This is a genomic window from Propionicimonas sp. (assembly GCF_047606205.1).
Lineage (GTDB): Bacteria > Actinomycetota > Actinomycetes > Propionibacteriales > Propionibacteriaceae > Propionicimonas.
Genome location: NZ_JASGES010000016.1, coordinates 1 through 15,655, shown reverse-complemented (window position 1 = coordinate 15,655; position 15,655 = coordinate 1). Strand labels below are relative to the sequence as shown.

The 15,655-nt window shown below is 71.6% G+C and carries 14 protein-coding genes and 1 tRNA gene; 7 read left to right on the top strand and 8 right to left on the bottom strand.

Translation table 11 applies throughout. From position 1 onward, the window contains the following. Together dhaL and dhaK are read right to left on the bottom strand one after the other, a co-directional pair. Positions 1–473: dihydroxyacetone kinase subunit DhaL (gene dhaL, locus QM633_RS01055; protein ID WP_415151861.1), on the bottom strand; the 473-nt coding region annotated here is incomplete at its 3' end. A 13-nt stretch (positions 474–486) separates the two neighbouring features. Further along, positions 487–1,488 (bottom strand): dihydroxyacetone kinase subunit DhaK, encoded by a 1,002-nt coding sequence (dhaK, locus tag QM633_RS01050; RefSeq protein WP_415151860.1) that lies wholly within the window; start codon positions 1,486–1,488, stop codon positions 487–489. Between the two features lie 310 nt (positions 1,489–1,798). Between dhaK and QM633_RS01045 the strand changes: the two genes are divergently transcribed. Further along, positions 1,799–2,956, top strand: coding sequence for a hypothetical protein (locus QM633_RS01045; protein ID WP_415151859.1), 1,158 nt, complete (start codon positions 1,799–1,801; stop codon positions 2,954–2,956). 52 nt (positions 2,957–3,008) lie between these two features. On the opposite strand, the gene QM633_RS01040 is transcribed toward QM633_RS01045, so the two are convergent. The 3 genes from QM633_RS01040 to QM633_RS01030 all read right to left on the bottom strand — a co-directional run bounded on the left by QM633_RS01040 (position 3,009) and on the right by QM633_RS01030 (position 4,243). Beyond that, a tRNA-Ser gene (locus tag QM633_RS01040) sits at positions 3,009–3,096 on the bottom strand. A 74-nt stretch (positions 3,097–3,170) separates the two neighbouring features. Then, positions 3,171–3,623, bottom strand: coding sequence for a tRNA adenosine(34) deaminase TadA (gene tadA, locus QM633_RS01035; protein ID WP_415151858.1), 453 nt, complete (start codon positions 3,621–3,623; stop codon positions 3,171–3,173). Beyond that, positions 3,620–4,243 carry a tRNA adenosine deaminase-associated protein gene (locus tag QM633_RS01030; RefSeq protein ID WP_415151857.1) on the bottom strand — a complete coding sequence of 208 codons (624 nt, stop codon included), beginning with the start codon at positions 4,241–4,243 and terminating at the stop codon, positions 3,620–3,622. Before QM633_RS01030 ends, tadA begins: the two co-directional genes overlap by 4 nt. A 122-nt stretch (positions 4,244–4,365) precedes the next feature. Between QM633_RS01030 and upp the strand changes: the two genes are divergently transcribed. Together upp and QM633_RS01020 are read left to right on the top strand one after the other, a co-directional pair. Beyond that, a complete protein-coding gene (upp, locus tag QM633_RS01025; RefSeq protein WP_415151862.1) occupies positions 4,366–4,992 on the top strand; it encodes a uracil phosphoribosyltransferase in 627 nt (208 codons plus the stop codon). Between the two features lie 2 nt (positions 4,993–4,994). Next, positions 4,995–5,642, top strand: a complete 648-nt coding sequence (locus QM633_RS01020) for a GNAT family N-acetyltransferase (protein WP_415151856.1) — start codon at positions 4,995–4,997, stop codon at positions 5,640–5,642. A 199-nt stretch (positions 5,643–5,841) separates the two neighbouring features. On the opposite strand, the gene QM633_RS01015 is transcribed toward QM633_RS01020, so the two are convergent. Then, entirely contained in the window at positions 5,842–6,375 is a 534-nt protein-coding gene (locus QM633_RS01015; protein WP_415151855.1) for a YbaK/EbsC family protein, read from the bottom strand. A 130-nt stretch (positions 6,376–6,505) separates the two neighbouring features. Continuing rightward, entirely contained in the window at positions 6,506–7,414 is a 909-nt protein-coding gene (locus QM633_RS01010; RefSeq protein WP_415151854.1) for a 1,4-dihydroxy-2-naphthoyl-CoA synthase, read from the bottom strand. Between the two features lie 75 nt (positions 7,415–7,489). Here QM633_RS01010 and QM633_RS01005 point away from each other — a divergent pair, with 75 nt between their 5' ends. Together QM633_RS01005 and QM633_RS01000 are read left to right on the top strand one after the other, a co-directional pair. Then, positions 7,490–9,097 (top strand): Stealth CR1 domain-containing protein, encoded by a 1,608-nt coding sequence (locus QM633_RS01005; RefSeq protein WP_415151853.1) that lies wholly within the window; start codon positions 7,490–7,492, stop codon positions 9,095–9,097. Next, the gene (locus tag QM633_RS01000) at positions 9,094–10,713 is read left to right on the top strand and encodes a stealth family protein (protein WP_415151852.1); all 1,620 of its coding nucleotides are present in this window, start codon (positions 9,094–9,096) and stop codon (positions 10,711–10,713) included. The genes QM633_RS01005 and QM633_RS01000 overlap by 4 nt, the downstream gene beginning before the upstream one ends. A gap of 6 nt (positions 10,714–10,719) precedes the next feature. On the opposite strand, the gene QM633_RS00995 is transcribed toward QM633_RS01000, so the two are convergent. Then, positions 10,720–12,147, bottom strand: a complete 1,428-nt coding sequence (locus tag QM633_RS00995; RefSeq protein ID WP_415151851.1) for a family 16 glycosylhydrolase — start codon at positions 12,145–12,147, stop codon at positions 10,720–10,722. A 200-nt stretch (positions 12,148–12,347) separates the two neighbouring features. On the opposite strand from QM633_RS00995, the gene QM633_RS00990 reads away from it, so the two are divergent. Beyond that, the gene (locus QM633_RS00990) at positions 12,348–14,585 is read left to right on the top strand and encodes a glycosyltransferase family 2 protein (protein WP_415151850.1); all 2,238 of its coding nucleotides are present in this window, start codon (positions 12,348–12,350) and stop codon (positions 14,583–14,585) included. Positions 14,586–14,588: 3 nt separating this feature from the next. Then, a partial coding sequence (locus QM633_RS00985; protein WP_415151849.1) for a glycosyltransferase 87 family protein occupies positions 14,589–15,655 on the top strand: 1,067 nt, incomplete at its 3' end.

Sequence of the window (15,655 nt, the reverse complement as noted above, 5' to 3'; positions counted from 1 at the left end):
GCCGCCCGCAAGGTCGCCGCAGGGCTCGCCCCGCCGTCGGCCGCGGCCTTCGCGGCCTCGAGCGCGGGCGTCCACGCGTCCACCATCGTCTTCTCGCCCGTGGTCGCCTTGCCCCGGGAGACGATGCCGTCGAGCGCGCCCGCGATCACCGCGACCACCCCCGCCGAATCCAGATCGCCCTCGGCCGCCTTCGCCGCCCGCAGGAACGCTGTCCCGTACAGCGGACCGGCGGCGCCGCCGACCTTGGACATCAGGGTGGACGCGACCAGCTTCAGCACGCCCTGGACGTCGGTGATGCCACCCTCGTCCAGCTTGGCCACCACGGCCTTGAAGCCGCGGTCCATGTTCTCGCCGTGGTCACCGTCACCGATGGCACGATCGAGGTCGATCAGCTCCATCCGGTGTTCGGCCAGGACGGCCTGGGCCTTGCGGATCCACGCATCGGCCCAGGCCTGGGACAGTGTGTCGCTCACGAGGCTCCTTACCTCACAGCCCGCGACGGAATGCCGGGGTCAGGACAGGAGCGTCCCACAGTTCGGTGAGTTCGTCGTCGAGCACCAGGACGGTGATCGAGCAGCCCTGCATCTCCAGGGAGGTGATGTAGTTGCCGACCAACGAGCGGGTGACCTCCAGCCCGGCGTCGACCAGGCGCTGGCGGGCGTGGTTGTAGACGATGAACAGCTCGGCCTCGGGCGTGCCGCCCATACCGTTGACGAACAGCAGGACCTTGCTGCCCGCCGCCGGCTTCAGGTCGGCCAGGATCGGGTCGACCAGCTGGTCGGTGATCGAGTCGGCCGGGGCCATCGGGATGCGGTGGCGTCCGGGCTCGCCGTGGATGCCGATGCCGATCTCGATCTCGTCCTCGCCGAGGTCGAACGACGGCTTGCCGGCGTGGGGGACGGTGCAGGCGGTGAGCGCGACGCCCATCGAACGCACCTGGGCGTTCACCTTCTCCGCGATCGCGACGACGCCGTCCAGGTTGTCCCCGCGCTCGGCGGCCGCACCGGCGATCTTCTCCACCAGGACGGTGCCCGCGACGCCGCGGCGCCCGGCGGTCCAGGTCGAGTCCTCCACCGCGACGTCGTCGTTGATCACGACGGCCTTGACCGTGATGCCCTCCATGTCGGCCATCTCGGCCGCGGTCTCGAAGTTGAGCACGTCGCCGGTGTAGTTCTTCACGATGTGCAGCACGCCCGCGCCACCGTCCACGGCCTTCGTGGCCTCGAGGATCGGGTCAGGGGTCGGGGAGGTGAAGACCGCGCCCGGCACCGCCGCGTCCAGCATGCCCTTGCCCACGTAGCCCGCGTGCAGCGGTTCGTGACCCGAGCCGCCACCGGACACCAGACCGACCTTGCCCTTGACCGGTGCGTCCGCGCGAACGACGTAGTCAGGGTCGAAATGGACGGTGACCAGATCGGCGAATGCGGCCTGGAAGCCGGCCAACGTCTCGGCGACCACGTTCTCGGGGTCGTTGATGAGTTTCTTCACAGGGCTCTCCTTTGAGGCGCGTTGTGGGTGGGCAGTGCCAACTCTGCCTCGTCCGGCAGCGGCGGGAAAGGGCTGCCACTGCGCACTTTCGTTCACGCGGACGCCGCGGGGTGAACGAGTGTCACCGGCGCCGGCACCGGCCCGCACCACGGCCGGGCGGGCCCGCACGGAAGGGGCACGGTCGGCAGGGTCCCGGCGGCCATCCACATCGCCGGGACGGGCACACAGGTCCGCACCCTAGAATCCCACCCGACGACCTCGACCGAGTCGCGGGCGCCGCGCAGGCGCCGTGCGGCACCCTGGAGAAAGCATGAGCTGGCCCACGCCTCCCGACTTCCTTCCCGAGAACGGCATCCTGCTGCACATCGGGCCGCACAAGACCGGCACGACCGCGCTCCAGTCGGCCCTTCTCGGATCGGAGGAGGCGCTTGCCCAGGCCGGCGTCCTGGTGCCGGCCGACAGCCTGCTCTACCGGGGCGCGACCGCCCTGACCGGGTTCACCCGCGGCGGGATGGAGCCGGGCGAGAAACCACTGTCCGGGGACTGGGAGCGGCTCGATGAGTGGGCGCGCACCAGCGACGCCTCCCGGCTGGCCCTCAGTTCGGAATGGTTCGACGACTGCACGACGGACATGGTCACCAGGATTCGTGACTCCTGGGGCCAGGACCGGGTGCGGGTGATGATCACGATCCGCTCGCTCGAACGGCTCCTCCCCAGCACCTGGCAGCAGGCGGTCAAGACGGGAGCCCGCTACTCCTACCCCTCCTTTCTCCGGCCGCTGCTGGACGGGCCCCAGGCCCCGGCGGGCAAACGGGCGGCCCGGTTCTGGCACCGGCACGACCACGCCGCGCTGGCCGCGCGCTGGGCGGACGTCCTCGGCCCGGAGAACGTCGTCGTCATCGTCACCGACGAGCGGCAGCCCGCGAACCTGTACAGCCAGGCCGAAGCACTCCTCGGCGTGCCGGAGGGCAGCATCACTCCGGGGGAGACGTCGAACCGCTCCATGACACTGCCGGAGATCGTGGCGGTACGGGCGATGTACCGACGCGTCCTGCCCACCGACAACGCCTACCAGCTCCACAAGTGGCTGCAGCGCGGCGCCGTCCAGCACCTCGTCGAGACCCGCGTCCCACCCAGGGGCGAGCCGCGCCTGCGGACGCCGGCCGCGGACGTGCTGCGGATCCGCGAGATCAACCGGGAGATCGCCGCCCGCCTGGCGGCCAGCGGGGTGAGGATCATCGGTGACCTCGACGCGCTGGTCAGCGACGCTCCCGTCCCCGCCGATCCCGAGACCGACCAGCCCGTCCTGATCGAGCCGGAGATCGCGACCCTCCTGGTCGCCGGGCTGTACCGGGCGGCCGCCGACAACGTGATCAGGCTGGAGCAGGAACTCGTGCGGGCGAGCACGAAGGCCCCTGCCACCCGCAAGTGGCGGCTCCCCCGTCGCCTGCTGTCCTCAGGCACCTGAGCGCACCGGAGCCGGCGAACCCGAGGGCTCACCGGCTCCGATGTCCTGCACCTGGCGGTGGCGGAGGGATTTGAACCCTCGGAGGGTTTCCCCTCACGCGCTTTCGAGGCGCGCTCTTTAGGCCGCTCAGACACGCCACCGCGCAGGAGTGTACCGAGCCGGAGCCGGGGCGGGCCAATCGGGAGCGACCGGGCTCCGCCGCCGAGCGACCACCTCACCGGTGGTCGGCGAAGAACTCCTGCAGGACGGCGCCACAGGCGTCGGCGCCGATGCCGCCGACGACCTCGACGCGGTGGTTCAGGTGCGGGTCGCGCACCACGTCCCACAGGGACGCGACCGCGCCCGCCTTCGGGTCGTAGGCGCCGAACACCAGCCGCCGCACGCGGGAGAGCACGAGAGCTCCCGCGCACATCGTGCAGGGTTCCAGGGTGACCACCAGCGTGTGCTCGTCCAGCCGCCAGCCACCCAGCGCGTCGGCCGCCCTGCGCAGCGCGAGCACCTCCGCGTGGGCGGTCGGGTCGCCGGCCAGCTCGCGCTCGTTGTGCGCCCGCGCCACCACCGTGCCGGAGGCGTCCAGCACGACCGCACCGATCGGCACGTCACCGTGGACGGGGGCCAGCGCGGCCTCGGCGAGCGCCGCGGCCATGGCGGCGTCCCAGCGGCTCACTCGAAGGACGCGAGCGCCTTGCCGAACTGGGCCCGGAAGCCCAGCTTCACGGCGATCCGCTCCAGCAGGACGGCGGAATCGACGTCGACATCCTCGGCCATCGCCTCCAATTCGAAGTCCGGCAGGCCGGCGTCGGAGAGGATGTCGGCGTCGCCCAGCGGATACGGGTCGTCGCTGTCGTCGTCGGGAAGCTCGGCGTCGAGGAAATCCGCGACATCGCGCACGATCGGCCAGTCGTCGGCGGCCAGCCCGTCGGAGCAGAACACCTGCACCCGCTTGCCGCGCACCCGCACGATCACGAAGACCTCGCTCGCCACCGAGACCATGCCGACGGCGCCGGCGTCCCCGGGAATCCGCCGCAACTGCTCGATCAGCCCGTCCAGGTCGTTCGCCAGGTCGATCTCGAGCGGCACCGCCACCGGCTGGCCGTCCTCGCGGTAGCAGGCGATCACCAGGTCGATGTCGTCCTCGGTCGCGTCCTCGGGATAGTCGTCGTCCTCCTCGAGGTCGTCGTCCGCGTCCAGCTCCTCGCCGGTGACCAGGTTGTCGAGATCATCGAGGCCCGGGCGATCGTCCCCTCGATTCGGCATTTCGAACTCCGCCTCATCGGACGCCACCATCACCGCCTCCTCATCCCGTACACCTCTCCATCGTGTCAGAAGTCGGCGGTGGAGCACAGTCCGGGCAGGGCATTCGCCCCGGGCCGAGGTGTGGGAACCTATCCGACGTGGAACTACGTGTCATCGAGCATCCCCTGGTCGCGCACAAGGTCAGTCTCCTGCGGGACGAGAACACCGCGAGCGCCACCTTCCGCCAGCTCGTCGAGGAGCTGGTCACCCTCCTGGCCTACGAGGCCACCCGCGAGGTGCGGGTGGACGCCGTCGAGGTGAGGACGCCGATCACGACCACGATGGGCGTCGAGCTCAGCCGTCCGCGTCCGCTGGTCGTGCCGATCCTGCGCGCGGGGCTCGGCATGCTCGAGGGCATGATGCGGTTGATCCCCACCGCGGAGGTCGGCTTCGTCGGCATGGTGCGTGACGAGGTCACCCTGCAGCCGTTCACCTACGCCGAGCGACTGCCGAAGGACCTCTCCGGACGGCAGTGCTATGTGCTCGACCCGATGCTGGCCACGGGCGGCTCGCTGGGCGGCACCGTGAAGTTCCTGGTCGACCGGGGCGCGGACCACATCACCTGCATCTGCCTGATCGCGGCTCCCGAGGGCGTCGAGCGGATGCGCGAGCTGGTCGACCCGATCGGCGTCCCGTGCACGCTCGTCTGCGCGGCACTCGACGAGCGGCTGAACGAGGTGGGCTACATCGTGCCCGGCCTCGGGGACGCCGGCGACCGGCTCTACGGGCTCGCGCAGTAGCCATGGAGCTGGCCGAGATCTTCCCGCCGTTCGGCCTGCGGGTCGAGGCGGGACCGCTCGTGCTGCGTCCGATCACCGACGAGCTGCTGCCTGAGCTGGTGGAGCTGTCGATGCGGGGCATCCACGCCCCGGAGGCGATGCCGTTCTTCTATCCGTGGACGAACGCGCCGGTGGAGGAGCAGCCGCTCAATTACGCGCGCTTCCACTGGGGCGTCCGCTCGAACTGGAACCGGGACCTGTGGGACCTGGAGTTCGCCGTGGAGTACGAGGGCCACCTGGTCGGCTGCCAGGGGTTCATGACCGGCTCGTACCTGGTCACGCGCACCGGCGAGACGGGTTCGTGGCTGGGGCGGGAGTTCCAGGGCCGCGGGATCGGGACGGCGATGCGCCAGGCGATCTGTGCGTTCGTCTTCGACCACCTCGACGCCGAGGAGGTCACGTCGGCGGCCTACACCGACAACCCCGCGTCGAACGCGGTCAGCCGCAAGGTCGGCTACCAGCCCAACGGCGTCCTGCGGAAGACCCGCCGGCTGGGCGAGTGGCACCCCAGCCAGCAGTGGGTGCTGACTCCGGAGACGTTCGTCCGCGGTCCGGAGCTCCGCGTGTCCGGCGTCGAGGCGTTCCGGCGGTTCATCGGCCTGGACGACTGACCCGGGGCCCGACGATCTGGACGCTCGCTCGCCGGGCCCGCGCAGCGGCTGGCTCCCGGCTGAACGCAAAAGGGACAGACCAGTGAACGGGCTAGGGACAGACCTGCGAACGGGAAAAGAACCGTCCCCAGTCATTCAGGGGACGGTTCTTTTCCCGTTCGCAGGTCTGTCCCCATTCCCGTTCACGGCGGGGGTCGGGTCAGCCGAGGTCGCGGGCGAGGCCGTCCACCCTCTCGGCGCTCGGCAGCTTCAGCAGGTCGGCGCCGGGCAGCAGCAGCTTGGCCCCGCGGATGCCGGCCCCGATGCAGACCAGCCCGGTGTCGGCGACCGCCCCGTCCACCCACACCGGCCAGTCGGACGGGAGCCCGACCGGCGTGATGCCGCCGTACTCCATGCCCGAGACCTCGACGGCATAGTCCATCGGCGCGAAGGACGCCTTGCGCACGTCGAGCCGGCGCCGGACGACGTTGTTCACGTCCACCCGGCGGTGGGCGAGCGTCATGCAGCAGGCGTAACGGTCCTCACCGCCGCGGCGCCCCAGCACCAGCACGGCGTTCGCCATCACGTCCATCGGGAGGTCGTAGACCCGGCACAGCGTCTCGGTGTCGGCGTGGGCGGGGTCGACTCCGAACACCTGGGCGGACGGGAGGTGGTCGCGGACGGCCGCGTAGACGGGCGCCGGCAACAGGTCGGGGCGGTCGAGCGCGGGGACGGGGTTGAGCTTGGCGAACATGCCCGGAGTCTAGGCAGTATCCGGCCCTCCCGCGGGGGGCCGGCACCCCCTGACCCGGCACCCCCTGACCCGGCACGACGGTCCCGCCGCGACCGCACGCGGGAACGGACCGGCGTTGAGGGAGCGCGGCTCAGTAGTAGTAGGGGAACGCCGACCAGTCGGGGTGCCGCTTCTCGAGGAAGGCGTCGCGGCCCTCGACGGCCTCGTCGGTCATGTAGGCCAGGCGGGTGGTCTCGCCGGCGAACACCTGCTGGCCGACGAGTCCGTCGTCGATGGCGTTGAAGGCGAACTTCAGCATCCGCTGGGCGGTGGGACTCTTCGCGCAGATCCTCGCCGCCCACTCCAGGCCGACGGTCTCCAGGTCGGCGTGCGGCACGACCCGGTTCACGGTGCCCATCTCGTAGCCGCGCTGCGCGTCGTAGGTCTCGCCGAGGAAGAAGATCTCCCGCGCCACCTTCTGGCCGACCTGCCGGGCGAGGTAGGCCGAGCCGAAACCGGCGTCGAAGGAGCCGACGTCGGCGTCGGTCTGCTTGAACCGGGCGTGCTCCGCGGACGCGATGGTGAGATCACACACGACGTGGAGGGAGTGTCCCCCGCCCGCCGCCCAGCCGTTGACCAGGGCGATCACCACCTTGGGCATGAACCGGATCAGCCGCTGCACCTCCAGGATGTGCAGCCGCCCGCCCTCGGCCGCCGCACGCCGGGCGTCCACGGTGTCGGCGGTCTCGCCGTCGGCGTACTGGTAGCCGGAGCGCCCGCGGATGCGCTGGTCGCCGCCCGAGCAGAACGCCCAGCCGCCGTCCTTGGGGGACGGCCCGTTGCCGGTCAGCAGGACGCAGCCGACGTCGGAGCTCATCCGCGCGTGGTCGAGCGCGGTGTACAGCTCGTCGACCGTGTGTGGACGGAACGCGTTGCGCACCTCGGGACGGTTGAAGGCCACCCGCACGGCCGGGACGTCCACTGCCCGGTGGTAGGTGATGTCGGTGAACTCGAAGCCGTCGACGGGCTGCCACGCGTCCGGCCGCCAGGGAATACTCATGGCGCTAGGCTAACGGCGTTGCCCGCCCGCCCCCGCGCTGGCCGGCGCAGACTTGCTCGAGGAAAGGCGGGACGGATGCGGCGCCCCCATCGGCCGGTTGGGGAGCGGCTGAGGCTCCACAGCGTCGCCGTCGGGCGCAGGCTGCCGCCGCCGGTTCGAGGCAGGCTGCGTCCCCTGACCGGCCGGCCGGTCGACCGCACTCTCCGGGGCCTGGCAGCCGAGACCGTCGAGTCGTTCGACGCGTGGGGCCTCCAGTCCGCCCTGGCCGAGTCGATCGCGGGCGTCCTGGAACAGGCGGGCATCGAGTTCGTGCGGATGTCCCGGTCCGGCCAGGAGTGGGTCGTCGTCGACTCCCGCCGCGCCCCGGACGCGCTGCGCGCCCTGCAGGCCTCCTCCCTGACCCGCACCTGGATCGCGGCGGAGGTCGGCCGGCGCCGGCCGCGGACGCTGCGCTCGATCGACCCGGACGCCGCGGTGCCCGCCTTCCGGCTCTACCGCTACCTGCGCGCCCCGTCGGGGGCCTACGTCGTCTCCCGCGAGATCTGCGTCCTGCTGGAGTTCTGGCAGCCGACCGCGAAGGGCACGCTGCGCCCCGACGGCGGCGAGTACGTCCCCCACACGCTTCGGCCGGCCAGGCACAACCGGGTCGCGCCCTACCTCGCGCCGGCGCAGTGGCAGGACGCGCAGTCCCGGCCCGGCCACCGGCTGGCTGCGCAGGCACTCCCGAACATCCTGGAGTTCACCGGTCCCGTCGACGCCGTCTACACCTGGGTGGACGACAACGATCCGGCCTGGCGTGAGCGACGGGCGGCCGTCGACCCGGGCAACCAGGGGCTCGCCTCCGACGCCCTCGACGAGGCCAGGACGCGGGACCGCGAGGAGTTCCGCCACTCGCTCCGCTCGCTCGCGATGTACGCGGGCTGGATCCGCCACATCTGGATCGTCACCGACGGCCAGGTGCCGGCCTGGCTCGACCTCGAGCATCCCCGGATCACGGTGGTCGCCCACCGCGAGATCTTCGCCGACCCGGACGCCCTGCCGGTGTTCAACTCGCACGCCATCGAGTCCCAGCTGCACCACATCCCGGGGCTGGCCGAACACTTCCTCTACCTGAACGACGACTTCTTCTTCGGTCGCCCGGTCCGTCCCGAGCTGTTCTTCCACGGCAACGGCCTGCCCAAGATGATGACCTCCTCGATCGCGATCGACCTCGACACGGACACCGACGAGCGCAATGGCGCCATGCTGGCCGCGCGCCGCGGCAGGGAGTGGATCGAACGCACCTTCGACCGGACGATCACCCATCGCATGCAGCACGTCCCGCACGCCCACCTGAAGAGTGCGGTGGCCGACCTCGAGGCGCTGATGCCGGAGGACTTCGCGCGGGTCGCCCGCTCCCGGTTCCGGCACCGCGACGACCTGTCCGTCCCTTCCGAGCTCGCCCACTACTACGGCTACGCCACCCGCCGGACGGTGACCGGCGGCCTGACCTACCAGTACGTGGACGCCGGGTCGGCGCTGGGGGCCGAGCGGATGGGCGCGCTTCTCGCCGAGCGGAGCGCGGACTGCTTCTGCGTCAACGACGTCGGCGGGAGTCCGCGGGACGGCGAGGACGAGGAGCTGCGCCGCTTCCTCTCCGCCTACTTCCCGCTGCCGAGCCCGTTCGAGCGGATCCCGTCATGAGCCGCCCGTCCGCACCACGCGAATGGGCACGCCGGGCCGCGAGGTCGGCCTATGTCGGTTCGCTGCGCCTGCGCCGCCGCAGCGGCCCCTGGGTCTGGCAGCGTCTCCCCGCATGGCTGCGCCGCCCCTACGAGACCGTCGAGACGTTCGACGCGCACGCGTACCTGGCCGGCCTGGTCAGCGACCTCTCCGCCGTCCTGCACCGCAACGGGGTCGAACACCTGATCCTCGACCAGCGCCTGCTGGGGCTGCCGCGGGTGGCCATCCGTCGCGACGACGCCCCTGCCGTGATGCGTGCCCTGGCCGGCGATCCGTCCACCCGGCGGTGGTGGGCCGCCCGGTCGGAGGCCGGGGTCGTCGGTCTGCCCGCGCCGGTCGCCTGGCGGACGACGTCCACCTTCGGGGTTTCCGGGATCCTGCTCAGCAGGAACCTGCTCTCACCCTCCGGGGCCCCCCTCACCGACGCCGAGACCGGCGTGCTCCTGGAGTTCTGGATCCGCGAGGACACCGAGACCCTGGCCACCGGCGGTGGGCTGCACCAGCCGGGCACCGTGCACGGCCCGACCCACAACGGCATCCTCGACTACGCGGGTCCTGCGCTGTGGGCCGAGATCCAGGCCAACGCCCATCGGCTGCCGGCCCGCCCGCCGCACCTGTTGCAGCTGTCCGAGCCGGTCGACCTCGTCTACACCTGGGTGGACGGCGACGACCCGGCCTGGCTGCGCCGCAAGGCCGCGGCCCTGGGTGACCGGGACCTGTCCGGGGTGAGCGTGGACGCGGAGATCGCCGCCCGGTTCGAGAACCGGGACGAACTGCGCTACTCGCTGCGGTCGGTGGAGATGTTCGCGAACTGGGCGCACCGGATCTGGGTGGTGACCGACCAGCAGGTGCCGGCCTGGTTGCGGCAGGACGAGCGGCTGCGGATCGTCGACCATCGCGAGATCTTCGCCGATCCGTCCGCGCTGCCGGTGTACAACTCGCACGCGATCGAGTCCCAGCTGCACCACATCCCGGGGCTGGCCGAGCACTACCTGTACCTGAACGACGACATGCTGTTCGGCGCCCGGGCGCAGCCGGAGGACTTCTTCCACGGCAACGGCATCAGCAAGTTCTTCACCTCGCCCGCGCTGCTCGACATCGGCGGCCACGATCCGGGCGACCTCGCGGTGGCGGCCGCGGCGAAGAACAACCGCGACCTGATCGAGGCCGAGTTCGGGCGCACGATCGTCCACAAGCTGCGGCACACCCCGCAGCCGCAGGTGCGCTCGGTGATCGAGGGGTTCGAGGCCGACCACCCGGAACTCTTCGACGCGGTGATGCGCTCCCGCCTGCGGCACGCGTCGAACTACTCCCTGACCAGCTCGCTGAGCCAGTACTACGCGTTCGCCGTTCGCCGGGCCGTCCCCGGACGGATCGACTACGGCTACGTCGACCTGGCCGCGGAACGCCCGGAGGTGACCCTCGAGCGCTGGCTGAGGCGTCGGCGGCGGCTCACCTTCTGCATCAACGACTCCGGCGACGACGACGCCGCGTCCAGGGCCCGCAAGGACGCGGCGCTGCGGGAGTTCTTCGAGGTCTACTTCCCGCTGCCCAGCCGCTGGGAGATCCCAACCTGACCGGGCTCAGGCCGCCGACCACACCTTCACCCAGTCGACGCCCATGTGCTCGGGGAGGCTGGCCGGGACCAGCGGAGCCTTCACGCCCTGCTTGTTCTTGGGGTACGTGATCCGGTTGGCCTCCCAGTCCGAGACGAGCAGGCTGAGGACCAACTCGTAGTCGGCGTCGCCGGGCGGGAGCTTGACGGTCCGGGTCACCTTGCCGTCCACCCTGAAGGTGAAGCCGGTGCTCGTCCAGGCGATCGAGTAGGTGTGGTACTTCGCCCACCAACTGCGCTTTCCGGTCTGTTCGGGGATCACGTAGGCACCGAACTTGTACGACGCGGTGCCGGTCGTGGCGAGGTTGGTCTTCGAGGCCGAGTGGATGTAGTTGGACAGCCCGAGGCCGTAGCCGAAGCCCTCGGCGACGTCGATCTCGCCCCCGCCGGGCGCCTTGAGCCACAGCGCGCCGTGCATTCCCTGCGCCTCGGGGAACTTGATCCGTGCGGCGACCACTCCCGCCGTGGCGGTGCTGACGGTGTGCTTGCCGCGGGTGGTGACCATGGTGGTGTCGAAGACGCCCAGCGCCGTGGTCGAGTCCACCGGGTGGCCCCACCAGCACTGCCCGTCCACGCCGTACCTGATCGCGACCTCCTGGTAGGTCTTCGCGAGCGCTTCGTCCTTCATGTAGTCGGCGGTAGCGACGAAGACGCCGGTGGCGCCGTCCTGCTTGGCCTGCACCGAGTACGCGTCGGTCGTCGTGCGCGAGCAGTACCTCGGGCCCACGTTCGCCGACTCCCGCAGCGACCACTTGCTGTCGTCGAGTCGGGTGCCGTCGAAGCCGTCGGAGAAGGAGAGGTCCCAGCCGGCCGTCTTCGTCGCCCGTAGCGGCAGCCGCTTCTTCTTGACCTTGTACTCCAGGGCCACGGCGCGGTAGATCGACGCGCTGGAGTAGGTCGCGACCGAGAAGGTGACCCGCCCCTTGGAGTCCATCTTCTTCTTCAGGATGTGCTTCCAGGCGCCGTCGACGAGCCGCTGCAGCGAGACCGGCCGCTTCTTCGCCACACCGGAGGCGAAGCGGACGGAGACCTTGCCGGTGGCGACATCGATCGAGATGGTCGCGCTCTTGGTGACGGTGACGGTGGTGCGCAGGTGGGCGGGCCCGGTGGTCCTCGGAGTGGGCGTCGACGCCGTCGGCGTGGGTGAGGCCGTCGGCGTGGGTGAGGCCGTCGACGTGGCCGTCTCCGTTGCTGTCGGGGACGCCGTCCCGGTCGCGGAACTCGTCGCGGTCGGCGTCGCGGACGCGCTGGCGCCGGCCGACGGGGAGGTGGTCGCGCTCGGTTCCGGGGAGGGGGTCGGCTCGTCGGCCACCGCCTGTCCGGGCAGGACGGCCATCAGCCCCGCTGCGACCACCCCGCTCAACGCGACGAGCCCGGCGCTGCGCCGCTGCCTCATGAACCCCTCCTCTGCGACCGGCCGTCCGGCCGTCGACCTGACCCGACCGTACCGGCTGGCCCGAGCCTACGCGTGGATGGGGTTCCAGACTCCGAGTCCGTACACCGGGCGGTGTCCGGACTCGTACGAATTGAGGAAAGCTGTGCCCCGAACCGGCAGGATGGGCGCAGGGCCGATGCCCACCCACCTAGGAGGACCCCGTGCCGGCAGTTTCGGTCGTCGTCGCGGTGCGCGACGGCGAGCAGTATCTACGCCACGCACTGGGCAGTGTCTGCCGCCAGACGATGTCCGACCTCGAGCTCATCGTCGTCGACGACGGATCCACCGACGCGACGCCGTCGATCATCCGCGAGATCGCCGCGACCGACGCCAGGGTCCGCATGATCACCGGTCCCGCGACCGGCAGCGCCGGGTCGGCGCGCAACGCCGGCCTGGAGGTCGCCACCGGCGACTACCTCGCGTTCCTCGACGCCGACGACTTCTTCGCCCCCACCCTGCTGGCCCGCCTCCACGCCCGTGCAGAGGCCGACCGGGCGGACGTGACCGCGACCGGCTTCCGGGTGTTCGACGAACCCGGGCGGGAGCCGGTCCCGGTCAGCTGGGGGTTGCGGACCGCGCTGCTGCCCTCGCGAACGCCGTTCGCCCCCGAGGCGCTGGGCGGAGCCCTGTTCTACGCGTTCGGACCGGTCGCGTGGAACAAGCTGTTCCGGGCCGACTTCGTGCGACGTCACGGACTCCGGTTCCAGGAGCTCCGCCGGACCAACGACCTGCACTTCACGTTCTCCGCGATCGCGCTGGCCGAGCGGCTCAGCTATGTGGACCGGGCCCTGATCGACTACCGGATCGGCAACCCCGCCAGCCTGCAGGGCAGCACCCATGCGACACCGCTGGACTTCGCCGAGGCCCTCGGCGCGCTGCAGTCGACCCTGCGCGAGGCCGGCCTGGCCAGCCGCCACGAGGCCGCCTTCGTCAACGAGGCCGTCGAGGTGAGCCTGGCGAACCTGGAGCGGGCATCGACCTTCGCCGCGTACGCCGAGATCGACTCCGCCCTGCGCGGCGGGCTGCTCGCCGGCTGGGGCGCTCTCGACCGCCCGCCGGCGTACTTCGTGACCACCGGCCTCGCCCGCCGGTTGTCGGCCTACCTCGAGATGACCAGCGAGGAGTTCCTGTTCGGTCGTGCGGTGGAGGCGTCCCGCCGGGCGCGGACGGCGCAGGCGGAGGCCAGGACGGCCGTCCGGACGGCGGCAGGATGGACGGCGGGCACATCGGCGCCAGCCCAGCCGCCCGAGCTTCCGCGTCCGGCGGCCGGTCAGTCCGTCGGCGCCACCGGTGCTCCGGATGTCCCGGTGGGCGTCCCCGACGTCTCGGTGATCATCCCCGTCCACAACACGGCGCCCTGGCTGCAGGAGTGCCTGGACGGGGTGCGCCGGCAGACCGGCCTGGGCATCGAGGTGATCTGCGTGGACGACGGTTCCAGCGACTCCTGCCCGGACATCCTCGAGCAGGCCGCGGCCGGCGACCCGCGGATCCACGTCATCCACCAGCAGAACGCGGGGCTGTCCGCGGCGCGGAACCGCGGCCTGGTCGACGCCTCCGGGCGCTATGTCTGCTTTCTCGACAGCGACGACTACTGGGGGATCGACGGGCTCGCCGCCCTCGTCGCCGCCGCCGACGAGGCCCTCGCCGACGTCGTCCTGTTCGACGCCGACACGGTCGCCGAGCCGGGGGTCGACGCCCGCACCGTCCAGAACTACCGCGGCTACTACCACCGTTCCCGCAGCTACGCCGAGGTGGTGCCCGGACCGGAGCTGATGGCACGGATGAAGATGGCCGGCGACTACCGGGTGCAGGCCTGCCTGTACGTGGTCCGGCGGGCTTTCGCCGAGCAGCAGCGGCTCAGGTTCGTCCCTGGCCTGCCCAGGGAGGACAACCTGTTCACCTTCGAACTGCTCCTTCGGGCGGCTCGAGCGACCCACCGCCAGACGCCGCTCTACGTCCGAAGGCTGCGGCCCGGTTCGCTGATCACCGCGGGCAGCCGTGCGTCGGCCGCGCGCGGCTACTACGTCAGCTTCGTCGAGATGCTGCGGCTCACCGCCGGCAGGAGCTTCGAGGACTGGATCGGACGCGAGGTCGGCGCGACGGCCTTCAAGGCCTTCAAGCAGGCGAAGGAGCACTTCGCCGGCCTCGAGAAGGACGTCGGAGACGGGCTCGGCGACATCGATCCCCGTCCGGACGCCCAGGCCGTGTTCCGCATCCTCCAGATGACCAGGAACGACGCCCGCCGCGCGCGCAGGGACGCCCCGCGGCAGCCGGTTGCCGCCCCCGCTCCCCCTCCTCCGCCTCGCCCGGTGGCGACCGCACCCGGGCTGTTCAGTCGGGCCCGGCGACTCGCCGGCCGCAGCCTGCGGACGTTCCGCCGGCTGGTCCACCAGCCCTGAGCCATGGCCCGGCACAGCCCATCGCTCCGGATCCGGGGTGCACTGCCGCTGATCGGCGTGGTCGCGGTGGCGTTCGCCGTCCGGCTCGTTCCGGTGCTCGCGACGGCGGACGGGCTGCTGGGCGCCCCGAACTACGACCCGTCGGTGTACTACGCCGCCGCGGTGGGGTTCTTCGACGGCCGGCTCCCCTACCGGGACTTCCTGCTCCTGCATCCTCCAGGCATCGTCCTGCTGCTGCAGCCCTTCGCGGCGCTGGGCGAGTGGGTGGGTGACCCGGCGGCGTTCGCGACGGCCCGGGTCGCGGTCATGGTGGGCGGTGCGGCGAGCGCCGGGCTCGTGTTCGTCCTGCTGCGGCGCGGCGGCCTGCTGTCCGCGCTGACCGGCGCGGGTCTGTACGCGATCCACCCGGCCGCCGCGCACGTCGAGAGGGCGACCTGGTTGGAGGCCCCTTCGACGCTCCTGGCGCTGCTGGCGCTGGTCGCACTGCGCCCGTCCGCGCCATCGGTGCGATCGTGGCGGACGGTACTGGCGGGCGCCCTGCTCGCCACGGCGACCCTCACCAAGCTGTGGGGGGTCGCGCTCCTGGCGGTCGTGGTGGTCTGGATCCTGGCGACCCGCGGGGTGAGGGCCGCGCTGGCGGCGGTCCTCGGTGCGGCCGGCGCCGCCGTGCTGGTCCTCGCGCCGTTCTGGTCCGTCCTGCCCGCGCTGTGGACCGACGCGGTTACTGCGCAACTCCAGCGCCCCTCGGTGCGCACCGACCTCGTCCTGCGCGCGGGCATGCTGCTGGGCATGGACCAGGCCACGGCGACCGGCCTTCCCGCCGCGCTGGTGATCGGCCTGTGCCTGGTCGTTCTCGCGGTCGCGGTCCTCGCCGTCCGCTCGCCCTCCGGGCGGCTGTCGGTGTGCCTGCTCGCCGCGAGCGTCGGCATGCTCCTGACCACCGCGTCGTGGTACGCCAACTACCCGGCGTTCGCCGCGGCGCCGCTGGCGCTGGCCGTCGGCTCGTCCGTCTCGCTGGTCGCGGGCCGGCTCCGTCCGCCGGGCCGGCGAGCGCTCGGCCTCGTCGCCGG